Source organism: Streptomyces sp. NPDC048417 (genome assembly GCF_040651615.1).
GTDB lineage: Bacteria > Actinomycetota > Actinomycetes > Streptomycetales > Streptomycetaceae > Streptomyces.
The window spans coordinates 239,440-260,592 of the sequence record NZ_JBEZKI010000017.1 but is presented as its reverse complement, the minus strand read 5'-3'; the positions used below and the strand labels follow the sequence as shown (position 1 = coordinate 260,592).

Sequence of the window (21,153 nt, the reverse complement as noted above, 5' to 3'; positions counted from 1 at the left end):
CCGGACAGAACAGCCGGAAGACAGCCCAGCAGGGCGTCAGTCAGTGCCCGAGCCACGACCACCGGAACCTGAGTATCAGCATCAATGTCAGTGCCTGGCCCTCCACCACGCGGAACGAGTGATCGCGTGCCACGCCCAGCGCCTGCTCGGCGTAGCTGCGGGCCTCGTGGTGGCGACCCAATTGCTGGTAGGTCAGGGAGAGCCCCAGGATGCTGTCCGCCTCGGTGCGGACAAATCTCGCCTCGCGGGCCAGGACGAGCGCCTGCCGGCCGGCGAGGAGCGATCGATCGAGATCTGCCAGTTTTCGGTGGGCGGCAGCGACCGTGGTGAGGATGCTGGCCTGAATCCAGCGCCGTCCCCTGCCTTTGACCATGGCCAAGGCACGCTCGGCCTGTTGCAGCGCCTCGGCGTGGCGGCCGAGCTCGATAGTGATCTTCGCGACGGCGTCGAGCATCATGGCGCGGTCGTTGCGGTATCCGCCCCTCTTGTCGGCGCGCACCGAGGAACCGAGGACGTCGAGGCCGTCGGTCAGACGGCCGAGCTCCCAGTACACCCAGCCCAGATTCTGCAGAGCCAGGCTGTTGTCGTTCCAGCTGATCTCCTCGTTTCGGCCTATGGCCAGTTCGAGGTGGTCAGCAGCCTCGCGCAGGCGGCCCAGATCCCGGCAGGTCACACCGAGGACGACCAGCCCCAACGCCTCAAGGTGGCGGTTGTCGGCCTCACGGGTGATCCGCAAGCCGGTGGCGACATGCTCGTGCGCGCTGTCGAGGCGTGCCATGCTCCATTCCGCCTGGGCCAGGCCGCCCAGAGCCGCTGCCTGGCCCGTCGCCCAGTCGAGCTCGCGGCTGATGTCCATGACGCGCGTGTGGTGATGCATCGCCTGCCCGGCGCGCCCTCGGTCCGACTGGAGCAGTCCAAGGCTGCTGTGCATGGCCGCCTGACCGGCCAGGTCGTCCTCGGCCGTGGCCGCATCCAGCGCCGTCTGCGCGGTCGTCTGCCATGTCGCGCGTGGCAGATGGAGCCAGAAGTAGCCGAACAGTGCGTTGGCCAGATGCCAGGCGGCAGGGCGAGGACCGTGGCGGGCGGCATGGTTGATGACGGCGAGCAGATTCGCCCGCTCCGCGTCCAACCACTGAGCAGCTCCGCCGACGGACGGAAGGTCCGGCTGGCCGTCGTGGCGAAGGTCGCGGGGCAGCTCCGGGAAGAGCCAGGTTCCCGAGGTCGCGCGAGCGGCGTTCAGGTACCAGATCAGGGCGCGTTTCGACGCGGCGCCACGCTTCGCTGCCGTTTCCTCCGCCTGCGCACGCTTTTGCGCGTACTCACGAAGAAGGTCATGGAAACGGTATCGGCCCGCTGCCGCGGGTTCGATGAGGTGCGCCGTGGCCAAGGCGCTGAGCAGGCGGCGGGCCTGCTGCAGAGGTACGTCCAGGAGGGCGGCCGCGACCTCGGCGGTCAACTCCGGTCCGGGGAACAGGCCCAGTAGGCGGAACAGCCGGCGAGCGGCAGGAGCCAGGACTCGGTAGGACACGGAAAAGGCCGTCTGCAACGGGAAGTTGTCGTCTCCGTCCGGCCCCAGTGCCTCGAGGCGGTTGCCCTCGGACAACTCGGCGACAAGATCGGCCATGCGCAGGCCCGGATCGCCCGCCAGCCGGGCAGCGGCCACGCGCAGCGCCAGCGGAAGGCTGCCGCACAAACGGATCAGTTCGTCGACCGCGAGTGGTTCGGCGGAGAGCCGGTCCGCTCCGAGTGCCTGGCCCAGTAGTGCGCGGGCCTCGTCCGGCAGGAGGAGGCCCAGCGGCAGGGCGTGCGCACCGTCGCGGGCGACGAGATCGCCGAGTCGATTGCGACTGGTGACGACGACGCAGCAGGACGGGCTGCCCGGGAGCAGCGGACGGACCTGCTCCGCCGAAGCCGCGTTGTCCAGTAGGAGCAGCAACCGTCGGCCGGACAGCAGCGTCCGGTACACGCGGGCCTGGGCCTCGTCACTGGCGGGGATCTCCGACGCCGTGAGTCCCAGGCCCCGCAGCAGTAGTTCAAGGGCTTCGCCGGGCTCGAGCGGCGGCCGGTCGTGGTCGAATCCGTGCAGGTTCACATACAGCTGACCGTCGGGGAAGCGATCGCGCACCTGGTGCGCCCAGTGCACCGCCAGAGCGGTCTTGCCGATACCGGCGGCGCCGCCGATGGCGGAGATGACCACGGTGCTCGCCAGCCCCTGGCCGCCCTGCTCCGGCGGCAGCATGGCGTCCAGTCGGGCGAGTTCGCCGGTGCGGCCGGCGAATCCCGCGGCATCATGGGGCAGTTCGGCGGGCGTGGCCGCTGCTGGATCCCTGCGCAGGACGGGCTGGGAAACGTGCGTCTGTGCGGTAGGCGTCGCCGGAACGAGGAGGCGGGCGTTGTCCTGGCGCAGCACCGCCTCATGCACCCGGCGGAGCTCGTCACCGGGGTCGACGCCGAGCTCGTCACGAAGGCGTGTGCGCATCTCCTGGTAGGAGTTGAGCGCTTCGGCCTGGCGCTCGCAGCCGTACAGCGCCCGCATGCGCCATGCCAGCAGCGACTCGTCGTACCGATCGGAGGCGGACGGCGCACCGAGGTCGTCCAGGGCATCGGTGAACCGGCCGAGCAGCACCAGGCATTCGAGCCGGGCCAGTCGGAGCGTTCGCCGACGTTCCAGCAGCCGGTCCCGCTCGGCCTGCGCGAACGGTCCCGGCAGGTTGGCCAAGGGCTCGCCGTGGAACAGCGCGAGCGCTGCGGACAACTGGTCCGTCGCGGCGGCCAGGTCGCCCGACGCCTTGGTGCGCAGCGCCTCGTGGCCCCGCTCGATCAGCTCCGTCACGTCGAGCCGGACGTCTTCGACGACGAACCGGTACCAGCCCTTGCCGCTACGGATCAACGACTCGGTATGCCGGATGCCCTCCGCGTCGAGCGTCCTGCGCAGCGGGTTGACATGACTGGCCAGCACCTTGGTTCCGGATGCCGGTGGCTCCGACCCCCACACCCCGTCGAGCAGTTGCTCATGGCTCGCCACGACACCCTGGCGGAGCAGCAACGCGGCCAGCACGGCCTGCCGCTTGACGGGCCCCAGATCCAGGCGTGCTCCGCCCCGCCAGGCCCGTAACGGACCGAGCACCTCGATCCGAAGCCGCTGAGGAGATCTCCCGTCCACCCCGAGCCCCCACTCCCGTACACCATCGGAATTTCATCAGCATTGCAGCACCTCCGGCCAGGGTGACGGGCACGACATCGCACAACCCGCACAACCGAAGGGGGGCCAAGTGACCGAGGCAGAGTTGGTGGCCACCGCATTGGCGGCAGGAGCGGCGGCCGGACTTACGGGCACGGCACACGGAACCGTCCACGACGTCTACATCGGGTTGAAGGAGGCCGTCCACCGACGATTGCGCGGCGGCGGCGCTCGCAGCGGGGATGGCGGCAGCGGCGTGTGCGGGGGCTACGGCATACGAGTCCTGGACGCCTACGAGACCGACCCCGACGTATGGCGGACACGGCTCGTCCAGGCCCTGACGGGCTCCGAGGTGGAGAGGGACGAGGAGATTCTCGCGGCGGCCCGCGCCGTGCTCCGCGCAGAGCGCCGACCGAGCCACCTCACGGTGGGCGCCCGCAAGTCCAGGACGGACTTGGGCGGAACCCCGGTGATGGCCCTTGTGGACAAGCCGGAGGACTTCGACATGGCGTCGGCGGCCGAGGCCGAGCGCGTGCTGGGCGCACCGGTGCGGGAGACCGTGCGACTGGGACACGGGCGCATGACGGGCGTCACGGAGGGGGTCTGGCGCGTCACGGCTGCGAACGGTCGACGTGCGGTGCTGAAGCTGCTCCGGCCCGGCCACGACACGGGCGCCGGCTGGTGGCGTGAGCCTGAGATTTACACCGCAGGACTGCCCGCCCCATACGCGAACGCCGGGATCCGGCTGCCTCAGCTGCTGGCCCGGGTCGACCGGAACGAGCGCAGCGTTGCGCTGTGGCTGGAGGACGTGGCAGGGACGCTGGCCCGCCGCTGGACGCCCGCGCAGTACTGGGCGGCGGCTCGCCGTTTCGGGCTGGCGCAGGGCGGCCTGGGCGTCGGCCACCGGCATGGTCCGTGGGGCACCGGGTCCCTGCGCGCGTATCTCGACGGCTGGGCGGGGAGGGTGGATTGGGCGCTGCTGGAGGACGACCACGCCTGGCAGCACCCGTTGGTCGCCGAACACCTTGATGCGACGATCCGCGACTACGCCCGCCGTGCGCACGGCCAGCGCGAGGAGTTCGTCGGCTGTTGGGAGGCGTTGCCGCACACCGTCTGCCACAACGATGCATGGTCCAACAACCTCTTCGGCGTCCCGGAGAACCCAGGCACCTCCGTACCCGTCACCGCGATCGACTGGTCCATGGCCGGGTACGCCCCCTTTGGCAGCGACATGGGCAACCTCGCCCTGGACCTGCTCCGCCCGGCAGCAGACTTTGCCGGGCTGGACGCCGCCGTGTTCAAGGGATACGTGACCGGGCTGCACGAGTCGGGCAGCCGCATCGAGCCCCGCCTGGTACGGCTGGGCATGGTGATGACCGCGGTGAAGTGGGCCTGGCTCGTCCCGGACATGGTCGCCCGGGCCGCCGGTACCCTCGGCACCACAGCCATCCACGGAAACCCGCCTGCCGACACCCACCGCTTCTTCGCAGAACGGGCCGCCGTCCTGCGTCGTCTCGCCGCCTGGGCCGACGAGGCCCGCGCCCTCGCCGACGCCTGCCTCCAGGGCATGTAGCGGACGTGGAACTGGATGCAATATGTGTGCTGCAAGCGCAGGAGCCCTCCCGTCCGCTGGGCGGAAGGGCTCCTGGCCTGGTGTTTCTCTGTGCCCCCGGCAGGATTCGAACCTGCGACACCCGCTTTAGGAGCGAGGTTGGGTGATCACAGGCGTGACCTGCGGATTCGGCAGCCTGATCGGGGCTGCCGGAGCGCACCGCTGTGAACCCCAGTTCCCCGCGAGTTCCCGTCCGTTCTGGCACGAGAGTGGCACGGCCCGTGGACCGTGCCACGACTCCTCGATGCGCACTGCGGAGTGTGCAGCGCTCCGGCCATGTCCGGACGTCACGTATGCCTACCCCGGTACCTGTTGTTTCCTGGCAAGGACCCGGGCGCCTGTGGTGCGAGCTGTCCTGCCCCGCCTCTGGCGACGCACACCATTACCTGCCCGGTCCGCAAGAGGCCAAGGATGCAGCCGACGCTCAACCACCAATAGAAGGCTGAGAACGCACGCACCGAGATTGCCGAATCTATAAAAACTGCAGCAAAGAGGGTGAAAATGAAAAAATTGAGCGCCAGTAGCGGCCAGCCTGAATCTGTTTTCGCTCTATTTAGTCTCTGCCAGGTCGTTCTTGGCTTTTGAGCAGGATGCGGGCTAAAGCGGCGCTTGATCTCGCCCACGAAAGATCGCTGTGTCATGCGGCACATAGAACAGGGGGAGACAACTCCCGCACAAGCCCGTGAAGCATGAGCGACGGCACCGACCGGTCGTCTCGGTCAGCTGCTGCACCCGTGGTGGCGTCCTTGCTCCCCTCATTGCCCACCGCTCGCCCCAGCTGCCATCCCGTCCGCCGCCGACCCACACACCGTGGAGCGGGCGTGGTTCATGGCGTCCAGGTGGAGCGCGCCACTGTACGAACGACCTGGACGCCATGGGCCGCGTCTGCTCGGCTCTGCCTGGGTCGATGGTGGACGGGATGGCAGCACCCCGCGCACGCCACCACGGGCCCGCGATCGGGAACGGCGCCCCCTCCATCCCGGTGCCGGATCCCCCGCCGGAGGCATCGTCTTGAACGTCGGCCGCGCTCTGCGGTAATCGCCTCATGACCACCGGTCCTATCCACATGTGGGCGCGCGTTGGCGCAGCGCGGGCGGAGCGGGCCGGAGGCAGGAGCGGCGCCCGCAGCGGAGCCGGGAGCGCGCCCGGCGGAGCGGAGCGCAGCCGGGGCTCGCCGGGCCTGGCCGTGACGGGCACGTCTTTGTCGGTCCCCAGGGCGGCCGGCTCCGGCGGAGCAACTTCCGGGACGACTGGATCAACGCGCGGACCAAGGCGGGCATCACGACGGACGTGCACTTCCACGATCTACGGCACACCGGGAACACCCTCGCCGCCTCCGGGGCGAGCCTGCGTGAGCTGATGACGCGGATGGGCCACAGCACACCCGCGCCGCGCTGATCTATCAGCACATGGTCAACGGCCGTGACCGTGAGATCGCCGATCGACTCGGCTCGATAATCCGCAAGGAACGGGGCGAGACGGACTCCTAGCGGGCCTTGTGGCACGGGTGTGGCACGGCCGCGATCATGGCAAAGGGCCAGTTCGAGGGGATTACGCCCCTGAGCTGGCCCTTAGTCGTGTGCCCCCGGCAGGATTCGAACCTGCGACACCCGCTTTAGGAGATTTCCCTGGGCGAGGCTGTGACCTGCGTAAATGTAGCCTCCAGTGCACCTGACCTGCGAAATCACTCCTCCACGGTTCTCGCGTGTTCCCAGCCATTCCCGGCCTCATGTGTGCCGAATCCGTTCCGGCCGGCCACTTGGTTGGGGGCGGTACCTGTTGACGAGGACGACCAGGCGGACGCCGTAAGAACTGCCGCTGTCGCTCGGCGGCCAGGCTGACGGATGCCCCGCTCTCGTCCCAAAGTTGTGAGCGGGCAGGCGGAAACCCGTAGCCTGGGACCAGCAGCAGTACGCAGCCCGATGCATGCGGAGGGGATGCCGATGACCACAGCTCCGAGCGGTGTGCCTCACCCGCCGCGCCCGTCGTCGCATCCGCTGCGGACCATCCGTGACATCCGGGAGTCCCTGCCGGAGGACCAGCGTCGGCACTTCGACGCGGAACTCGCCGACACGGAGATCGAGGCTCTGCCCGAGATGCTGCACCGCTGGGTGACGCTGAGCAACGACGGCTTCGAGGAATTCCTGCTCTCCCGGCCCTTCGAGGGTCTGGAGTTCGGCGCCCGCTCCTACGATGCGCAGACGGACGCCGAGTGATCTACCTGTTCGACACCAATGTCGTCGCCGAGCTCACGACCCGGGCGAAGCCCGACCCGCGCGTCCTGGCCTGGTTCCGGTCCACGGCCCGCCCCAACCGCTTCTTGAGCGTGATCACCGTGGCCGAGATCGAGGCCGGCGTTGCCGCCGCCCCGGATCCCGTAAGGCAAGCCCGCTACGCACAAGCCCTCGCTGCGGTACGGCACGAATTCCGTGACCGCATCGCACCGGTCGGCGAACCGGAAGCGGCGGCCTACCTCACCATCCACAAGACGCTCAAGGCCGCCGGCACCAGCATCGACGCACCGGACGCCCTGATCGCCGCCACTGCCCTGGCCAACGGCTGGACGGTGGCCACACGCAACATCAAGCACATGGCCCGGACCGGGGCTCTGGTGGTCAATCCGTGGGAGCAGCAACTGTAGGCGGCCGCGGCGTCGGTACCGTACGTGTGCTGCAACCGCAGAGGCCCTCCCGTCCGACGGACGGAAGGGCCTCTGACCAGGCGTTTCTCTGTGCCCCCGGCAGGATTCGAACCTGCGACACCCGCTTTAGGAGAGCGGTGCTCTATCCCCTGAGCTACGAAGGCGAAGGTGGATCGTGGCCGTGTGGGCCACAGGCGTCAGCGTACCGGATTCGGTTGGTGGGGTGTGGGGGTGTCACGAGGGTGGGACGCGGGTGAAGCGGGAGGCGGTGTGCAGGTCGGTCTGGATGCGGGTCGCTGTGGCGCGGAGTTCCGGGAGGAGCTCTGTCACGCATTCCGCCAGGGTGCGGCGGGCCGCGTGGGTGGCCACGTTCAGGGCGGCGACCGGGCGGCCCGTGCGGTCGCGTACCGGTACCGCGATCGAGCGCAGACCCGACTCCAGCTCCTCGTCCGCCAGGGCGTATCCGCGTGGTTCGTCGGGGCCGAGGAGGGCTCGGCCGAGGGAGGTGCGGGCCGCCGGCAGGCGGGTGCCGACCGTGATGTCCACGGTCAGGACGCGGCTCGCGGTCGCCACCGCGATGTACTGGATCTCCGGCGGGTCGGTCCCCGGGACCAGTACGGCCAGGGCCGCAGGCTCGTGCAGGCGGTCCGTGAGGGCTCGGAGGCGGGGGGTGGCCAGGCGGGCGAGGGTGGTGCGGGACAGCGGCGGGTAGCCGAGGGACAGCACCCGGGGGGTGAGGGCGAACGTGCGGCCCTCCGCGGTCACCAGGCCCAGGTGCTCGTACGTGATCAGTGCCCGTCGGGCCGTCGCCCGGGCCAGGCCCGTCGCCTTCGCCACGTCCGTCAGCGTCAGGGCCGAGCGGCCCTCGCCGAACGCCGTGAGGACCGTCAGCCCGCGGGCCAGTGACTCCACGAAGTCGCGGCCCAAGGCGTGCTTGGACGCCGTGGTCCAGCCGGCCAGGCCGGAGGGCGGCGGGCCCGGCCGCGGCGGCGGGGCCTCGCGCAGTTCCGTCTCCATCGCCGCCACCGCCGTGCGCAGGCGGGGGAGCAGTGTGGCGCGCAGGTCCGCCGCCGTGTGACGGCTCGTGTGGCTGACGACGCTGGCCACGCAGGCGACCCTGCCGGTGGCCGGGTCGCGGACGGGGACGGACACCGCGACCAGACCCGGTTCGATCAGCTGGTCGTCCAGGGCCCAGCCGTCCCCGCGGGCCCGGTCCGCCCTCGCCTCGAAGCCGTCCCCGACACCGGGGCCGCGGGGCGGTACGGCCGGGAAACCCGCGTCGGTCGGGTCCGCCGCGCGCCGGGCCCGCCAGGCCGACCACTCCGTCTCCGTCCAGTCCGCCGCGAACAGCGGGCCGGGGGCCGTGCGTTCGGCCGGCAGCAGGTCGCCGATGCGGAAGCTGACGGACATCGCGCGGCGGCGGGTGGCCTGGTGGATGAAACGGATGCCGTCCCGGTCGGCGACCGCGAGCGAGACCGACTCGTCGAGTTCGTCGGCGAGCGCGTCGGCGTACGGGTCGAGGAGGGCGGGCAGGCGGAGGGCGGCCAGGTAGGCGTTGCCGAGCTCCATCACGCGCGGGGCGAGCACCGCGTCCCGGCCGGCCTGGCGGACGTATCCCATGCGGGCGAGGGTCGCGGTGATCCGGTCGACCGTGGAACGGGCCAGGGCGGTACGGCGTTCCAGCGCGCTCGCGCTCAGGGTCCCGCCCGCCTCGGTCAGCGCTTCCAGCACCGCCACGCCCCGGATCAGCGGCGCGACCGCCTCGGCGGGCGGCTCGTGCGGTGCGGTGGAGAAGGGCAGGGGGGCGGCGGCGGTCATCGACTCTCCGGTACGGCCATCAGCACGGGCCTCGATCGGGGCACGCCTACCGTAAACCGTGGGCGCCCGAGCCGATCAGCGCCGGGTCCGGCGGCTCCGCGCCGGGTGCCATGACTTCATGCCGGGTCCGGCGGCTGCGCGCCGGGTGCCATGACTTCATGCCGGGTCCGGCGGCTCCGCGACCGGTGCCACGATTGCGTCGCCCCCTTCCCCCACCCCACGCCCTCCTACCCCCGAGCGACCCGCACCCGGTAGTCCCCCGTCGCGTCCACCCCCAACACCCGCACCTCGATCCCGTGTTTCGGGTCCTTGAAGGTCTCGCCCGGGCCGAACGGCGCGTCGGAGAGTTCCGCCTGGACGTTGGGGCTGCGGGTGCAGCCGCCGGTGTCGCCGTGGGCGTCGTACACCTTGATCGGTCCGCGTCCGGTGTCGACGTTCGCGTCGACCTTGTAGATGAGGACGCCCGGGCGGCAGACCTCCTCGTCGTTGCCGCCCTTCGTGCGGACCTCCAGGGCGTAGCCGGTGCGGGTGTCGACGGGGACGAAGACCAGCTTCTGGCCGCCCGCGCGGGCGAGCGGGGTCAGCGTGTGGTCGGTGGTGCCGTGGGCCGCCGCGCAGCTGACCTGGTCGGCGTCGAGCCAGCCCAGCTTCCACTTGTGCCAGGCGAGGAGGTCGTTGTCGGTGCCCCAGTCCTCGCTCATGATGTCCCAGTGCCCGACCGCGCCCCCGCCCTCCTGGGTGTAGAGGTCGGGCAGGCCGAAGACATGGCCGTTCTCGTGGGGGAGGACCCGGTAGCCGGTCTGCGGGTAGGAGCCGGAGCCGTCGTCCTGGCGGGAGTAGACGAAGGAGGCGTTGGCGACCGGGACGCCGTCGGCGACCGGGGCGTCGGAGTTGCCGGCGAAGGTCACCGACAGCACGGTGTCCAGGGCGGAGGGGCCGGCGTTGGGGGTGATCAGCACGTTCAGGAGGTCGTACGACCGGAAGTCCACGTCCGGGTCGGCGGCGGCCACGATGTCCTGGACCAGCTGGCGGTAGCCGGGGTCGAAGGGGGCGCCGCGCTCTATGCCGTACGCCGCGAACGGCTTGGGCATCCGCAGCCAGTGGTCGACAGGGGCGGCCGGCTGATAGTCGAGCTTGCCGTAGGAGGCGGTGCGGAACCAGTCCTGGGTCTGCGGGAAGAACTCGTGGTAGCGGTCGAGCGCGCTGCCCTGGCCGGGCGCGTCGGAGAAGTCGACCATCAGGGTCAGGGCGTGCACGGTGCCGGTGGAGCGGGAGTAGCCGCCCGGGGTGGGGACGCCCTCGGTCATCTGGACCTCGTGGCCGCCGCTGATCAGGCAGGGGCCGTAGACCGAGGAGCGGGCCAGCGCGATCGGGCCGGCGCCGGCCGGCGTGGGCGCCGCCGTGGGGTGCCCGCTGCCCGCCGAGGTGCCGACCGCGAGGATCAGCACGGTCACGGCGGCGAGGGAGACCGCACGGCGGGGGCCTATCCGGCGCCGGCGGTCCGCGGGTATCGGGCGGCGGGGCTGCGGCTGCATGCATGGACCTTCCGCTCCACGGCAGCCGCCGGTTTCCGGCTGCACCCTTTCGATCACCCTGTGTCGACGGGGCGTTGGGCGCGCGCTGGAGAGGCCGATCGTGGGATTCACCGCGGCAGAAGGCGTGACTCAGGTCACATGAAGTTTGGGGAAGGTAGGGAAATAACCGGGGACCCTCTCCCCGTTTGGACCTGTGTCCGCGCGAAACGGGGAGCGGATCCCCGGATCGTGGAAGCCCAGAGCATCACCCAGACCAAGACCAGGAGTGCGCCGTGCAGACCGCGACCGCCATCCCCACCGTGCGCAAGGCGCCCCGGCCTCGCGCCGACGCTCTGCGCAACCGGGAGCGGATCGTCACCGCCGCCCGCGAGATGTTCACCGAGTACGGCCCCGACGTGCCGCTCGACGAGATCGCCCGCCGGGCTGGCGTCGGCAACGCCACGGTGTACCGCAACTTCCCCGACCGTGACGCGCTCGTCCGCGAGGTCGTCTGCTCCGTGATGGACCGGACGTCGGAAGCGGCCGAGCTCGCGCTCGCGGAGAGCGGGGACGCCTTCGGGGCGCTGGAGCGGTTCGTGCACGCCTCCGCCGACGAGCGGGTCAGCGCGCTGTGCCCGATGGTCTCCAGCACCTTCGACAAGAACCACCCCGACCTGGAAGCGGCGCGCGAGCGGTGCGAGCAGCTCATCGCGCAGCTCATGGACCGCGCCAAGGCGGCCGGACAGCTCCGTCCGGACGTGGGTGTCGGCGACGTGATGATCGCCGTGGCTCAGCTCAGCCGACCCCCGTTCGGCACCGACTGCCTGGTCGGCGACCGCTTCGTCCACCGTCTTCTGCAGCTGTTCCTGGACGGACTGCGGGCCCCGGCCTGCTCCGGCCTGCCGGGCACGGCCGTGACCATGGAGGACCTCCGCCAGGCCTGAACGACCGAGAGCGACCGCACCGTCCCACAGGGGGCCGATCAGTTCCGGACCGAGCACCGGTCCTTCATCCGGCGCGCCCCCTGATCCGCGCCGACCACCGTCTGCGCTCCACCCATCCGTTTTTCCGTCACGAACGCCGACCTTCCGTTCCGAACCGCCGACCTTCCGTCGCGAAGCATCGCCTTTCCGTCACGAAGCACCGACTTTCCGTCAAGCATTCACGAAGTCACGAAGTGGGTACCCCCATGTCCGAAACAGCCGCCAAGGCTCCCGGCGCACCGGCGCAGTCCGGTGACGCCAACCGCTGGAAAGCGCTCGTCTTCATCGCGCTCGCCCAGCTGATGGTCGTCCTCGACGCCACCATCGTGAACATCGCACTGCCCTCCGCCCAGACCGACCTGGGCATCTCCGACGGCAACCGGCAGTGGGTCGTCACGGCCTACGCCCTCGCCTTCGGCGGTCTGCTGCTCTTCGGCGGCCGGATCGCCGACCTGTGGGGCCGTAAGCGGGCCTTCGTCATAGGCCTGACCGGCTTCGCCGCCGCCTCCGCGCTCGGCGGCGCGGCGACCAGCGGCGCCATGATGTTCGGCGCCCGCGCCCTGCAGGGCGTCTTCGGCGCCATGCTCGCCCCGGCCGCGCTCTCCCTGCTCGCCGTGATGTTCACGGACGCCAAGGAGCGCGCCAAGGCGTTCGGCATCTACGGCGCGATCGCCGGTGGCGGCGGCGCCGTCGGCTTCATCCTCGGCGGTGTGCTCACCGAGTACCTGGACTGGCGCTGGACGTTCTTCGTCAACATCCCGTTCGCCATCGTCGCGGCGCTCGGCGCGTACTTCGTCATCCGCGAGCCGGAGGGCGGCCGTAACCGCAACCCGCTCGACATCCCCGGCGTGCTCCTGTCCACCCTCGGCCTGGTCTCCCTGGTCTACGGCTTCACCCGCGCCGAGTCCGACGGCTGGGGCGACGCCACCACCATCGGCCTGTTCGTCGCCTCCGTGGTGCTGCTGGTGGCGTTCGTCGTCACCGAGACCCGGGTCAAGGCCCCGCTGCTGCCGCTGCGCGTGGTCCTCGACCGCAACCGCGGCGGTATCTACCTCTCGCTCGGTATCGCGATCATCGCGATGTTCGGCACGTTCCTCTTCCTCACCTACTACCTCCAGGTCATCAAGGGTTTCTCGCCGATCAAGACCGGCTTCGCGTTCCTGCCGATGATCGCGGGCATGATGGTCGGCTCCACCCAGATCGGCACCCGTCTGATGACCCGGGTCCCGGCCCGGGCGCTGATGGGCCCCGGCTTCCTGGTCGCCGCGGCCGGCATGCTGGTGATGACGCAGATGGAGATCGGCTCGTCGTACGCCTCGACGATCCTGCCGGCGATGCTGCTGCTCGGTCTCGGCATGGGTACGGCGTTCATGCCGGCCATGTCCCTGGCCACGTTCGGCGTCGAACCCAGGGACGCCGGTGTCGCCTCCGCGATGGTCAACACCTCGCAGCAGGTGGGCGGCGCGATCGGCACCGCCCTGCTGAACACGATCGCCGCGTCCGCGACGACGTCGTACATCAAGGACCACATCGCCACCGCGACCTCCAAGTCGCAGCAGCAGCTGGTCCAGATGGAGGGCGCGGTGCACGGCTACGCCAACGCGATCTGGGTCGCCGTCGGCATGCTGGTGCTGGCCGCGGTGGTCGTGGTGACCTTCGTCAACGCCGGCAAGCCGGACACCACGACGGTGGCCTCGGGTGAGGGCGCGGAGGACGAGGTGGCGATCCCGGTGGTCGCCCACTGAGCCAATGAGCGACCGCTGAGCGACCACTGAGCGACCACTGACCGGCCACCACCGGTCGACCGGGTACCCGCACGCGGACCTGTCCTGAGCTTCCTGAGCCTCCTCAGCGGAGCCAGGGCAGGTCCGCGCCCGCTTCGTTGGGCTGCAGGCCCTCGGCGACGATCTGCATGATCTCGCCGAGGGCCTGCTGCTGTTCGGGGGTCAGCCGCTCGAACAGCGCCTGCCGTACGGCGGCCACATGGCCCGGCGCGGTACGCCGCAGTACCTCGGAGCCCTCGTCGGTCAGGACGGCGAACTGGCCCCGCTTGTCGGAGGGGCAGTCCTCCCGGCGTACCCAGCCGTTCTTCTCCAGGCGCGCGATGGCGTGCGAGAGCCGGGACCGGGTGATCTTCGCCCCCATGGCCAGTTCGGTCATCCGCAGCCGCCGCCCGGGCGCCTCGGCGAGCGCGACGAGCAGGCCGTAGTAGATGTGGGGCATCCCCGCGTCCCGCTGGAGCTGACGGTCCAGATGGTCCTCCAGCAGGGTCGTGGCGTGCAGATACGAGCGCCAGACGTGCTGTTCGTCGTCGCTGAGCCAACGGTGCCGTGCGGCGGTCGCGGATGTGGATGCCGTATTCATGTATCCCACTGTACGAGCCTCTCCTTGAAGGTTAAACAAGTGGGGCGTAGGGTGTTCCACGAAAAGCTTGAGAGTTAAAACATGGGGCCCTGGGGGTTCCCGTCCGTGGAGGGAGCCGCCGTCATGACCGCCGCCGCACAGGAGCGATCCGCCGCTGCCGGGGAGCGCATGCCCGCCCTCTATCTGAGCCACGGCGCGCCGCCGCTCGCCGACGACCCGGTCTGGCCCGGCGAACTGGCCGCATGGAGCGCCGGTCTGCCCCGCCCCAAGGGCATCCTGATGGTCTCCGCCCACTGGGAGGAGGCCCCCCTCGCCCTCGGTGCCGTACAGACCGTCCCCCTCGTCTACGACTTCTGGGTGCTTCCCCGAGCACTACTACCAGGTGCGGTACGCGGCCCCCGGCGCGCCCGCGCTCGCCGAGTCCGTACGCAAGCTGCTGCGCGCCCCCGGCACCCCCGTGCAGGACATCCCGGACCGCGGACTCGACCACGGCGCCTATGTGCCCCTGGTGGAGATGTTCCCGGCCGCGGACATCCCTGTCCTGCAGATTTCCATGCCCACCCTCGACCCGGTCCGCCTGATGGAGATCGGCCGCCGGCTCGCCCCGCTGCGTGAGGAGGGCGTGCTGATCGTCGGCTCCGGCTTCTTCACCCACAACCTGGCCGCCCTGCGCCACACCGGGGCCGGGGTGCCCTCCTGGTCCTCGGAGTTCGACGACTGGGGACACCGGGCGCTGGAGGAGCGTGACTGGGACGCCCTCCTCGACTTCCTCGACAAGGCCCCGGCCGGCCGTTACGCCCACCCGCGCACCGAGCACTTCGCCCCGCTCTTCGTCACCATGGGCGCGGCGGAGGCCGGCGGCGAACTGGACGCGCAGAAGTCGGTGATCGACGGGTTCTGGATGGGGATGGCGAAGCGGTCGGTGCAGTTCGGCTGAGCCGACCGCTGCCGATCGCTGCCGACCGCCGCCGCCGGCGGCGGCTTTTACTGGCTGCTCGTAGCGGCGGCTTGTACCGGCTGCTTGTACCGGCTGCTTGTACCGGCGGTTAGAGCGGCCGCTCGTACCAGGCCACGTCCCAGTAGCGGCCGAACTTGCGGCCCACCTCGCGGTACGTGCCGACGTACCGGAACTCGAAGCGCTCGTGCAGCCGGGTGGACGCCTCGTTCGGCTGCGCGATACCCGCGTAGGCGCGGTGCAGGTCCTCGCCGGCGAGCGCCTCGAAGAGGGCTTCGTAGAGGAGCGTGCCGACGCCGCGCCCGCCGGCGTCCGGGGCGACGTAGACCGTGGTCTCCACCGAGGTCCCGTAGGCGGGCTTCGCTCGGTAAGGGCTGGATGTGGCGTACCCGAGAATCTCCTGTGAGTCCGCGGACGTGGCAACCATCAGCCGGTACGGGCCGTCTTCCGGGTGGGAGAGCAGCCACGCACGACGCTCTTCCGGCGTGAAGACCGCCGTGTCAAAGGTGATGGACGTCTCACGTACGTAGTGGTTGTAGAGGTTCGTGAGGGCTTCGAGATCCCCCTCGACTCCCGGCCTGACCTGCACCTCTGTACGTTCCGACGACATCATGCCCCCTCGGTTGGTCGCACAGGGTACTGCATGATCAGAAAAATCGGGGGGAGGCATGGGAATTCTGTCCGGATTCCAGTCGTTGTTTCCTTCGGATGCCGGGCACCCGACCAGGACGCCGGGAGTTCGAGAAGTGGACTTCCGCGGCGCCGCGTGCCGAGCGCCGAGCATCCATCGGAAGACCGAGAAGAACCGGATAGGACCACCCCGCCCGCCCACCATCGCAAGGGAGCACCGCATGGCAACCCGTGCCGTCGCCCGTCGTCAGTCCGCCACCGGCGAGACGGCCGACTCGGCAAGCAGTGTTCGCCGCGTCCATGGCGGCGAGATCGCCGACCGCGATCTGGTCGGCATGTATCTCGACGAGATCGCGCGCACACCGCTGCTCGACGCCGCCAAGGAAGTCGAGCTGTCCCAGACCATTGAGGCGGGGGTGTTCGCGCGGCAGGTCCTCGACGGCGAGGAGGAGTCCGGGTCGGACGCCACCCGCGAGGAGCTGGAGGCGCTCGTCGCCGCCGGCGAGCGGGCCAAGGACGTCTTCATCCGCTCCAACCTCCGCCTGGTCGTGGCCGTCGCCCGACGTTACCCGCGCAGCGGTCTGCCCCTGCTGGACCTGATCCAGGAGGGCAACGCCGGCCTGGTGCGCGCCGTCGAGAAGTTCGACTACCGCAAGGGCTTCAAGTTCTCCACGTACGCCACCTGGTGGATCCGCCAGGCGATCACCCGTTCCATCGCCGACCAGTCCCGGACCATCCGGCTCCCCGTGCACCTGGTGGAGGAGCTGGGCCGGATCCGGCGCGTCCAGCGGGAGTTCAACCGGGAGCACGGCCGCGACCCGGAGCCCGCCGAGATCGCCGCCGAGCTCGGCTCCAACCCCGAGCGCGTCGTCGACGTCCTCGACTGGGCCCGTGACCCGGTCTCTCTGAACATGTCGGTGGACGACGAGGGCGAGACCCAGTTCGGCGACCTCCTCGAGGACACGTCGGCGGTCAGCCCCGAGCAGTCCGTCCTGACCCTCCTGCGCAGCGAGGAACTGGACGACCTGATCGGCCGCCTGGACCAGCGCACGGCCTCCATCATCAAGATGCGGTACGGCATCGAGGACGGCCGCGAGCGCACGCTGACCGAGGTCGGCAAGGAGCACGGCCTGACCCGCGAGCGCATCCGCCAGATCGAGAAGCACGCGCTGCTGGAGCTGAAGAAGCTGGCCCGCAGCACGGGGTTCGAGCCGGCGGCGTAAGGGAGTGTGAGGGGCTCGTGCGCAGCGGGCTTCCCGGGGCCGCAGGGGTTCGTGGGGCCGTGGGGACTCCCGGGTGGGTGCGGGCTCGCGAGCCTGGGGGCGCGCGTGGAACCGTTCACGCCGAGCGCGTGCGCCGGGTGGCGGAAGACGGCGCAAACATGGCGCGCTACCGCCGCTTCAAGGCTCCGCGTGTAGGGAACAACCACTTCGAGCCGGAGAGTTGAGGGCTCCGGCCGGGGTGGTGGTCGGCTCCATCAGGAGAGCCGACTCGGGAGGGCAGGCTTCGGTGAGTCTGCTTCGGAGGGTCCGCTGGAGGATCCGTTCTCGGCGGACTTCGCCTGCTCGACTCCCGGGACAGCCTGCGCCGACCTCTGACGACGACGTATGACGACCCCTCAGTGAGCCATGTCCCGAAGCGCCGTCCCCCCGGCGCCGGGACTTCCGCAGAGCCGGGCTTCGGCGCCCAACCCCCCCGGGGTGCCGGAGCCCGGCTCCATTGCTGGGCTCCATTGAGCGGCGATTGCCCGGCGACTGGTCTGCGGTTGCTCGATACGGCTCGGCGTGTCTGCCGGGTCCTGTCGCACCCCGGCATGCTGGAACGGCGGCCCACCCCGTACCTGAACCACGGGGTGAACCACCGGATGGCAGATTCTGCCATAGCGGCATAGCCTGCCGAGGTGAGCACCCCCAGCACCACCGGCAACACCCCTCGGCAGGACCTTCCCGGTGTCTCCCTGACAGAGCGGCGCAAGGCCGAGACCCGGATGGAGATCGCCCGGGCGGCCGCGGGCCTCTTCGTACGGCAGGGCCTGCGGGCCACCCGCGCCGAGGACATCGCCCACGCCGCCGGCATCGCCCCCCGCACGTTCTACCGCTACTTCGCCACGAAGGAGGAGGCGGTCGCCCCGCTCTACGCGGCGGGAGCCCAGCGCTGGGCGGAGGCCGTACGGTCGGCCCCGGCGGCCCTCTCGGTCCCCGAGGCACTCGAACACGCCGTCCACCACACCCTGACCCCCGGCGTGGGCGTCTCCGCGGCGTCCTGGGAATGGGTGCGCACCCTGATCCACCTCGCCGACACCAGCCCGGCCCTGCGCAAGGTGTGGGCGGAGGTTTGCCAGTCCTCGGAAGACCTCCTGGCGACGATCCTGGCGGAGCGCACCACACCCGACAACGTTGCCCCCACTCCTCACCTCCGTTTCACCTCGGCGGTTGCCGGCGCGGCGGTCCGGGTGGCGGTGGAGTCCTGGGCGGCGGGCACGGCGTCCCCGTCGGGCGCGGAGGGACCGGCGGCGCTGGCGCTGCGGAACCTGGGGGATCTGCGCGGGTTCGCCTGGGCGGAGCGGGCGGAGCGGGCGGAGCGGGCGGAGCGGGCGGAGCAGGCGTAGCCGGTACGGCCGTTCAAGCCGGCTGTGGGCGGGCGGAGCAGGCGGAGCAGGCGTAGCCGGTACGGCCGTTCAAGCCGGCTGTGGGCAGTCGTGCCTCCCCGGCACCCGAAGGGCCTCCGGTGCCCGGAGGGGCCTCCAGCGGCTGAAGGGGCCTCCCCTGTCTGAAAGGCCTGGGAGGCGCCCCCGCCCGCCCGCTCACGCACCCCCACCCGCCCGAACCAGCCGAGCCCCCAACTCCCTCACGCACTCCACGAGTTCCCGAGGCTCCCGCACCACGAACTCGCACCCCGCCATCACCAGCCGCACCGCCAGCCACTCCATCGGATCCCCGCCGGCTCCCCGCACCACGCACCACCCACCCCCTTCGTCCACCGGCGTCCCCAACCACCTCGGCACCCGGCCCCCCACCTCCTCCGCCGTCCCGGCGAACGCGACCACGAACTCGTACGTCTCCTGCTGCCGTTGGATCGACTGCCGCAGATACTCCGCCGCGCTCCCCGTCGGCATCTCCCGCGGAGCGAACCGCGCCCCGGTCGCGAACGGCTCACTCACCCGGTCGACCCGGAACGTCCGCCAGTCATCGCGTTCGAGGTCGTACGCCACGAGGTACCACCGCCGCCCCGTCGACACCAGCCGGTACGGCTCGGCCTGCCGCCGCGTCTCGCTTCCGTCCGCCGCCCGGTAGGCGAACCGCAACCGCTCCCGTCCCGCCACCGCCGAGGCCATCACGGTCAGTGTCTCCGGCGCGATACTCGCCCCGTCCCCGCTGGTCAGCGGCGTGGTCGCGGCCTGAAGCGTGGCCACCCGGTGCCGTAGCCGGGCCGGCAGCACCTGCTCCAGCTTCGCCAGCGCCCGCACCGACGCCTCGTCCATCCCCTCCACGGCATGTCCCGCACCGGCGCGCAGCCCGACCGCGATGGCGACGGCCTCCTCGTCGTCGAGCAGCAACGGCGGCATCGCCTTCCCGGCGACCAGCCGGTACCCGCCGTCGGCCCCCTTGCTGGCCTCCACGGGATACCCCAGTTCCCGCAGCCGGTCGATGTCCCGCCGCACGGTGCGCCGGGACACCCGGAGCCGTTCGGCGAGTTCACCGCCGGGCCACTCACGCGGCGTCTGGAGCAGAGACAGGAGCTGGAGCAGCCGAGCCGGAGTGTCTGTCGTCATGCACCAGAGGATGCCGTACGACTAGGACAGGATCTGACCTACTCGCGTCCTACCTTGACGGCATGACTTCCGTTGACGACAACGCCGCAAAGGGGCGCGGGGAACTGCGCACTCAACCACGACGAACCCGCAGGCAACCCACCACAGCGACCCCGGCGGCGGTGGAGACGTCGGCCGCCCCCGGTGCCCCGCACCGCTGGCTGGCCCTGGCCATCGTCATGACCGCCGCCTTCATGGACCTGGTCGACGTCACGATCGTCAACATCGCCATCCCGTCCATCCAGCGGACCGCCCACGCCTCCTTCAGTCAGATCCAGTGGATAACCGCCGGTTACGCCCTGGCCTTCGCCGCCGGCCTGATCACCGGCGGCCGCCTCGGTGACATTCACGGCCGCAAGCGTCTGTTCCTGATCGGCGTCGCGGGCTTCACCCTCGCCTCGGCCCTGTGCGGCTTCGCCGCCAACCCGGAGATGCTGGTCGCCGCCCGCATCCTGCAGGGCGGCATGGCCGCGATGATGGTCCCGCAGGTCCTGTCGATCGTGCACGCCACCTTCCCGGCGCACGAACGAGGGAAGGTCTTCGGCTTGTTCGGCGCGATCGTCGGCCTGGGCGCGGTCTCCGGCCCGCTGCTCGGCGCCCTCCTGACGGAGTGGAACCTCTTTGGCCTCGAATGGCGCCCGATCTTCCTCATCAACCTCCCGGTCGGCATCGCGGCCCTTCTCCTCGGCCGCCGTTACATCAGCGAATCCAAGGCCCCGCACGCCCTGAAGCTCGACCTCGTCGGTGTCGCCCTGGTGACCCTCGGCCTGCTGATGCTGCTCTACCCGCTGACCCGCGGCCGCGAGCTGGGCTGGCCGCTCTGGGGATACGCGTCGATGGCGGGGGCGCTCGTCGTCTTCGGCGCGCTGGTGGTGTACGAACGCCGCAAGGCCGCCCGCGACGGTTCCCCGCTCATCGAACCGTCCCTGTTCCGGGTGAAGAGCTTCGCCGCCGGCATCGCCGTGCAGACCGTCTTCGGCGTCGCGCTCGGCATCTTCTTCCTGGTCTGGACGCTGTACATGCAGGACGGCCTCGGCTGGACCCCGCTGCACGCGGGCCTGACCGGGGTGCCGTTCTCGATCGCCGTCTCCGTCGCGGCCGGCCTGTCCGTGCAGAAACTGGTCCCGCGCTTCGGCCGCAAGGTGCTCCAGGCGGGCGCCCTGGTGATGGGCCTCGGCGTCCTGCTCTACATCTGGGAGTCCGATCGCTACGGCCTCGCCATCGCCTCCTGGCAGATGGCCCTGCCGCTGGTCGTGATGGGTACGGGCATGGGTCTGATCGTCGCCCCGCTGACCGACGCGGTGCTGTCGGAGGTGCCGCGGGAGCATGCCGGTTCCGCCTCCGGACTGATCAACACCGTGCAGCAGATGGGCAACGCGCTCGGCCTCGGCCTGGTCTCGGTCGTCTTCTTCGGCGTCGTCGACGACCGCCTGACCCCCACCCGGCTCGCCCCGGCCTTCGTGCACGCCTTCCAGCACGCGCTGCTCTGGGTGGCCGCCGTCATGGCCGTGATGTTCCTGCTGATGTCCGCCCTGCCGAAGCGCCCGGCGCAGCACTTGGAAGGCGACGGCGTGCAGGAGCCACTCCCGGCGCGAGCGAAGGAGGAGGGCGCGCTCGTCCACTGAGCGCGCCCCCTGCTGAAGG

At 70.7% G+C, this 21,153-nt stretch carries 14 protein-coding genes, 1 tRNA gene and 2 pseudogenes; 10 read left to right on the top strand and 7 right to left on the bottom strand.

What is annotated here, in order from left to right; genetic code table 11:
* Nucleotides 1-40 precede the first annotated feature (40 nt).
* Complete coding sequence (locus AB0D59_RS27100; RefSeq protein WP_362570310.1) at nucleotides 41-3,058, bottom strand: BTAD domain-containing putative transcriptional regulator; 3,018 nt, start codon at nucleotides 3,056-3,058, stop codon at nucleotides 41-43.
* Between the two features lie 214 nt (nucleotides 3,059-3,272).
* Here AB0D59_RS27100 and AB0D59_RS27095 point away from each other — a divergent pair, with 214 nt between their 5' ends.
* The 4 genes and pseudogenes from AB0D59_RS27095 to AB0D59_RS27080 all read left to right on the top strand — a co-directional run bounded on the left by AB0D59_RS27095 (nucleotide 3,273) and on the right by AB0D59_RS27080 (nucleotide 7,434).
* The gene (locus AB0D59_RS27095) at nucleotides 3,273-4,754 is read left to right on the top strand and encodes a hypothetical protein (protein WP_362570307.1); all 1,482 of its coding nucleotides are present in this window, start codon (nucleotides 3,273-3,275) and stop codon (nucleotides 4,752-4,754) included.
* A gap of 1,218 nt (nucleotides 4,755-5,972) precedes the next feature.
* Nucleotides 5,973-6,283: pseudogene (locus AB0D59_RS27090) on the top strand (tyrosine-type recombinase/integrase); the annotation flags it as partial.
* 453 nt (nucleotides 6,284-6,736) lie between these two features.
* Complete coding sequence (locus tag AB0D59_RS27085; protein ID WP_362570304.1) at nucleotides 6,737-7,009, top strand: hypothetical protein; 273 nt, start codon at nucleotides 6,737-6,739, stop codon at nucleotides 7,007-7,009.
* Nucleotides 7,006-7,434 (top strand): type II toxin-antitoxin system VapC family toxin, encoded by a 429-nt coding sequence (locus tag AB0D59_RS27080; protein WP_362570303.1) that lies wholly within the window; start codon nucleotides 7,006-7,008, stop codon nucleotides 7,432-7,434. The genes AB0D59_RS27085 and AB0D59_RS27080 overlap by 4 nt, the downstream gene beginning before the upstream one ends.
* A 91-nt stretch (nucleotides 7,435-7,525) precedes the next feature.
* Here the strand turns inward: AB0D59_RS27080 and AB0D59_RS27075 are convergent.
* The 3 genes from AB0D59_RS27075 to AB0D59_RS27065 all read right to left on the bottom strand — a co-directional run bounded on the left by AB0D59_RS27075 (nucleotide 7,526) and on the right by AB0D59_RS27065 (nucleotide 10,787).
* Nucleotides 7,526-7,598, bottom strand: a tRNA-Arg gene (locus AB0D59_RS27075).
* Nucleotides 7,599-7,668: 70 nt separating this feature from the next.
* A complete protein-coding gene (locus tag AB0D59_RS27070; protein WP_362570300.1) occupies nucleotides 7,669-9,252 on the bottom strand; it encodes an IclR family transcriptional regulator C-terminal domain-containing protein in 1,584 nt (527 codons plus the stop codon).
* Between the two features lie 227 nt (nucleotides 9,253-9,479).
* Nucleotides 9,480-10,787, bottom strand: coding sequence for a M6 family metalloprotease domain-containing protein (locus AB0D59_RS27065; RefSeq protein ID WP_362570297.1), 1,308 nt, complete (start codon nucleotides 10,785-10,787; stop codon nucleotides 9,480-9,482).
* 272 nt (nucleotides 10,788-11,059) lie between these two features.
* Here AB0D59_RS27065 and AB0D59_RS27060 point away from each other — a divergent pair, with 272 nt between their 5' ends.
* Together AB0D59_RS27060 and AB0D59_RS27055 are read left to right on the top strand one after the other, a co-directional pair.
* Complete coding sequence (locus tag AB0D59_RS27060) at nucleotides 11,060-11,710, top strand: TetR/AcrR family transcriptional regulator (RefSeq protein WP_362570294.1); 651 nt, start codon at nucleotides 11,060-11,062, stop codon at nucleotides 11,708-11,710.
* A 245-nt stretch (nucleotides 11,711-11,955) separates the two neighbouring features.
* On the top strand, nucleotides 11,956-13,494 hold the full coding sequence (locus AB0D59_RS27055) for an MFS transporter (protein ID WP_362570291.1): 1,539 nt from the start codon (nucleotides 11,956-11,958) through the stop codon (nucleotides 13,492-13,494).
* 103 nt (nucleotides 13,495-13,597) lie between these two features.
* On the opposite strand, the gene AB0D59_RS27050 is transcribed toward AB0D59_RS27055, so the two are convergent.
* A complete protein-coding gene (locus tag AB0D59_RS27050) occupies nucleotides 13,598-14,113 on the bottom strand; it encodes a MarR family transcriptional regulator (protein ID WP_362570288.1) in 516 nt (171 codons plus the stop codon).
* Between the two features lie 123 nt (nucleotides 14,114-14,236).
* Between AB0D59_RS27050 and AB0D59_RS27045 the strand changes: the two are divergent.
* A pseudogene (locus tag AB0D59_RS27045) lies at nucleotides 14,237-15,050 on the top strand (class III extradiol ring-cleavage dioxygenase).
* 109 nt (nucleotides 15,051-15,159) lie between these two features.
* On the opposite strand, the gene AB0D59_RS27040 reads toward AB0D59_RS27045, so the two are convergent.
* The gene (locus tag AB0D59_RS27040) at nucleotides 15,160-15,678 is read right to left on the bottom strand and encodes an N-acetyltransferase family protein (RefSeq protein ID WP_362570359.1); all 519 of its coding nucleotides are present in this window, start codon (nucleotides 15,676-15,678) and stop codon (nucleotides 15,160-15,162) included.
* A gap of 241 nt (nucleotides 15,679-15,919) precedes the next feature.
* Between AB0D59_RS27040 and AB0D59_RS27035 the strand changes: the two genes are divergently transcribed.
* Both AB0D59_RS27035 and AB0D59_RS27030 read left to right on the top strand, forming a co-directional pair.
* Nucleotides 15,920-16,921 (top strand): sigma-70 family RNA polymerase sigma factor, encoded by a 1,002-nt coding sequence (locus AB0D59_RS27035; RefSeq protein WP_362570285.1) that lies wholly within the window; start codon nucleotides 15,920-15,922, stop codon nucleotides 16,919-16,921.
* 764 nt (nucleotides 16,922-17,685) lie between these two features.
* Nucleotides 17,686-18,306, top strand: coding sequence for a TetR family transcriptional regulator (locus tag AB0D59_RS27030; RefSeq protein WP_362570357.1), 621 nt, complete (start codon nucleotides 17,686-17,688; stop codon nucleotides 18,304-18,306).
* A 195-nt stretch (nucleotides 18,307-18,501) separates the two neighbouring features.
* Here the strand turns inward: AB0D59_RS27030 and AB0D59_RS27025 are convergent, their stop codons facing one another.
* On the bottom strand, nucleotides 18,502-19,470 hold the full coding sequence (locus AB0D59_RS27025; RefSeq protein WP_362570282.1) for a YafY family protein: 969 nt from the start codon (nucleotides 19,468-19,470) through the stop codon (nucleotides 18,502-18,504).
* Nucleotides 19,471-19,532: 62 nt separating this feature from the next.
* Here AB0D59_RS27025 and AB0D59_RS27020 point away from each other — a divergent pair, with 62 nt between their 5' ends.
* A complete protein-coding gene (locus tag AB0D59_RS27020) occupies nucleotides 19,533-21,134 on the top strand; it encodes an MFS transporter (protein ID WP_362570280.1) in 1,602 nt (533 codons plus the stop codon).
* Nucleotides 21,135-21,153 lie beyond the last annotated feature (19 nt).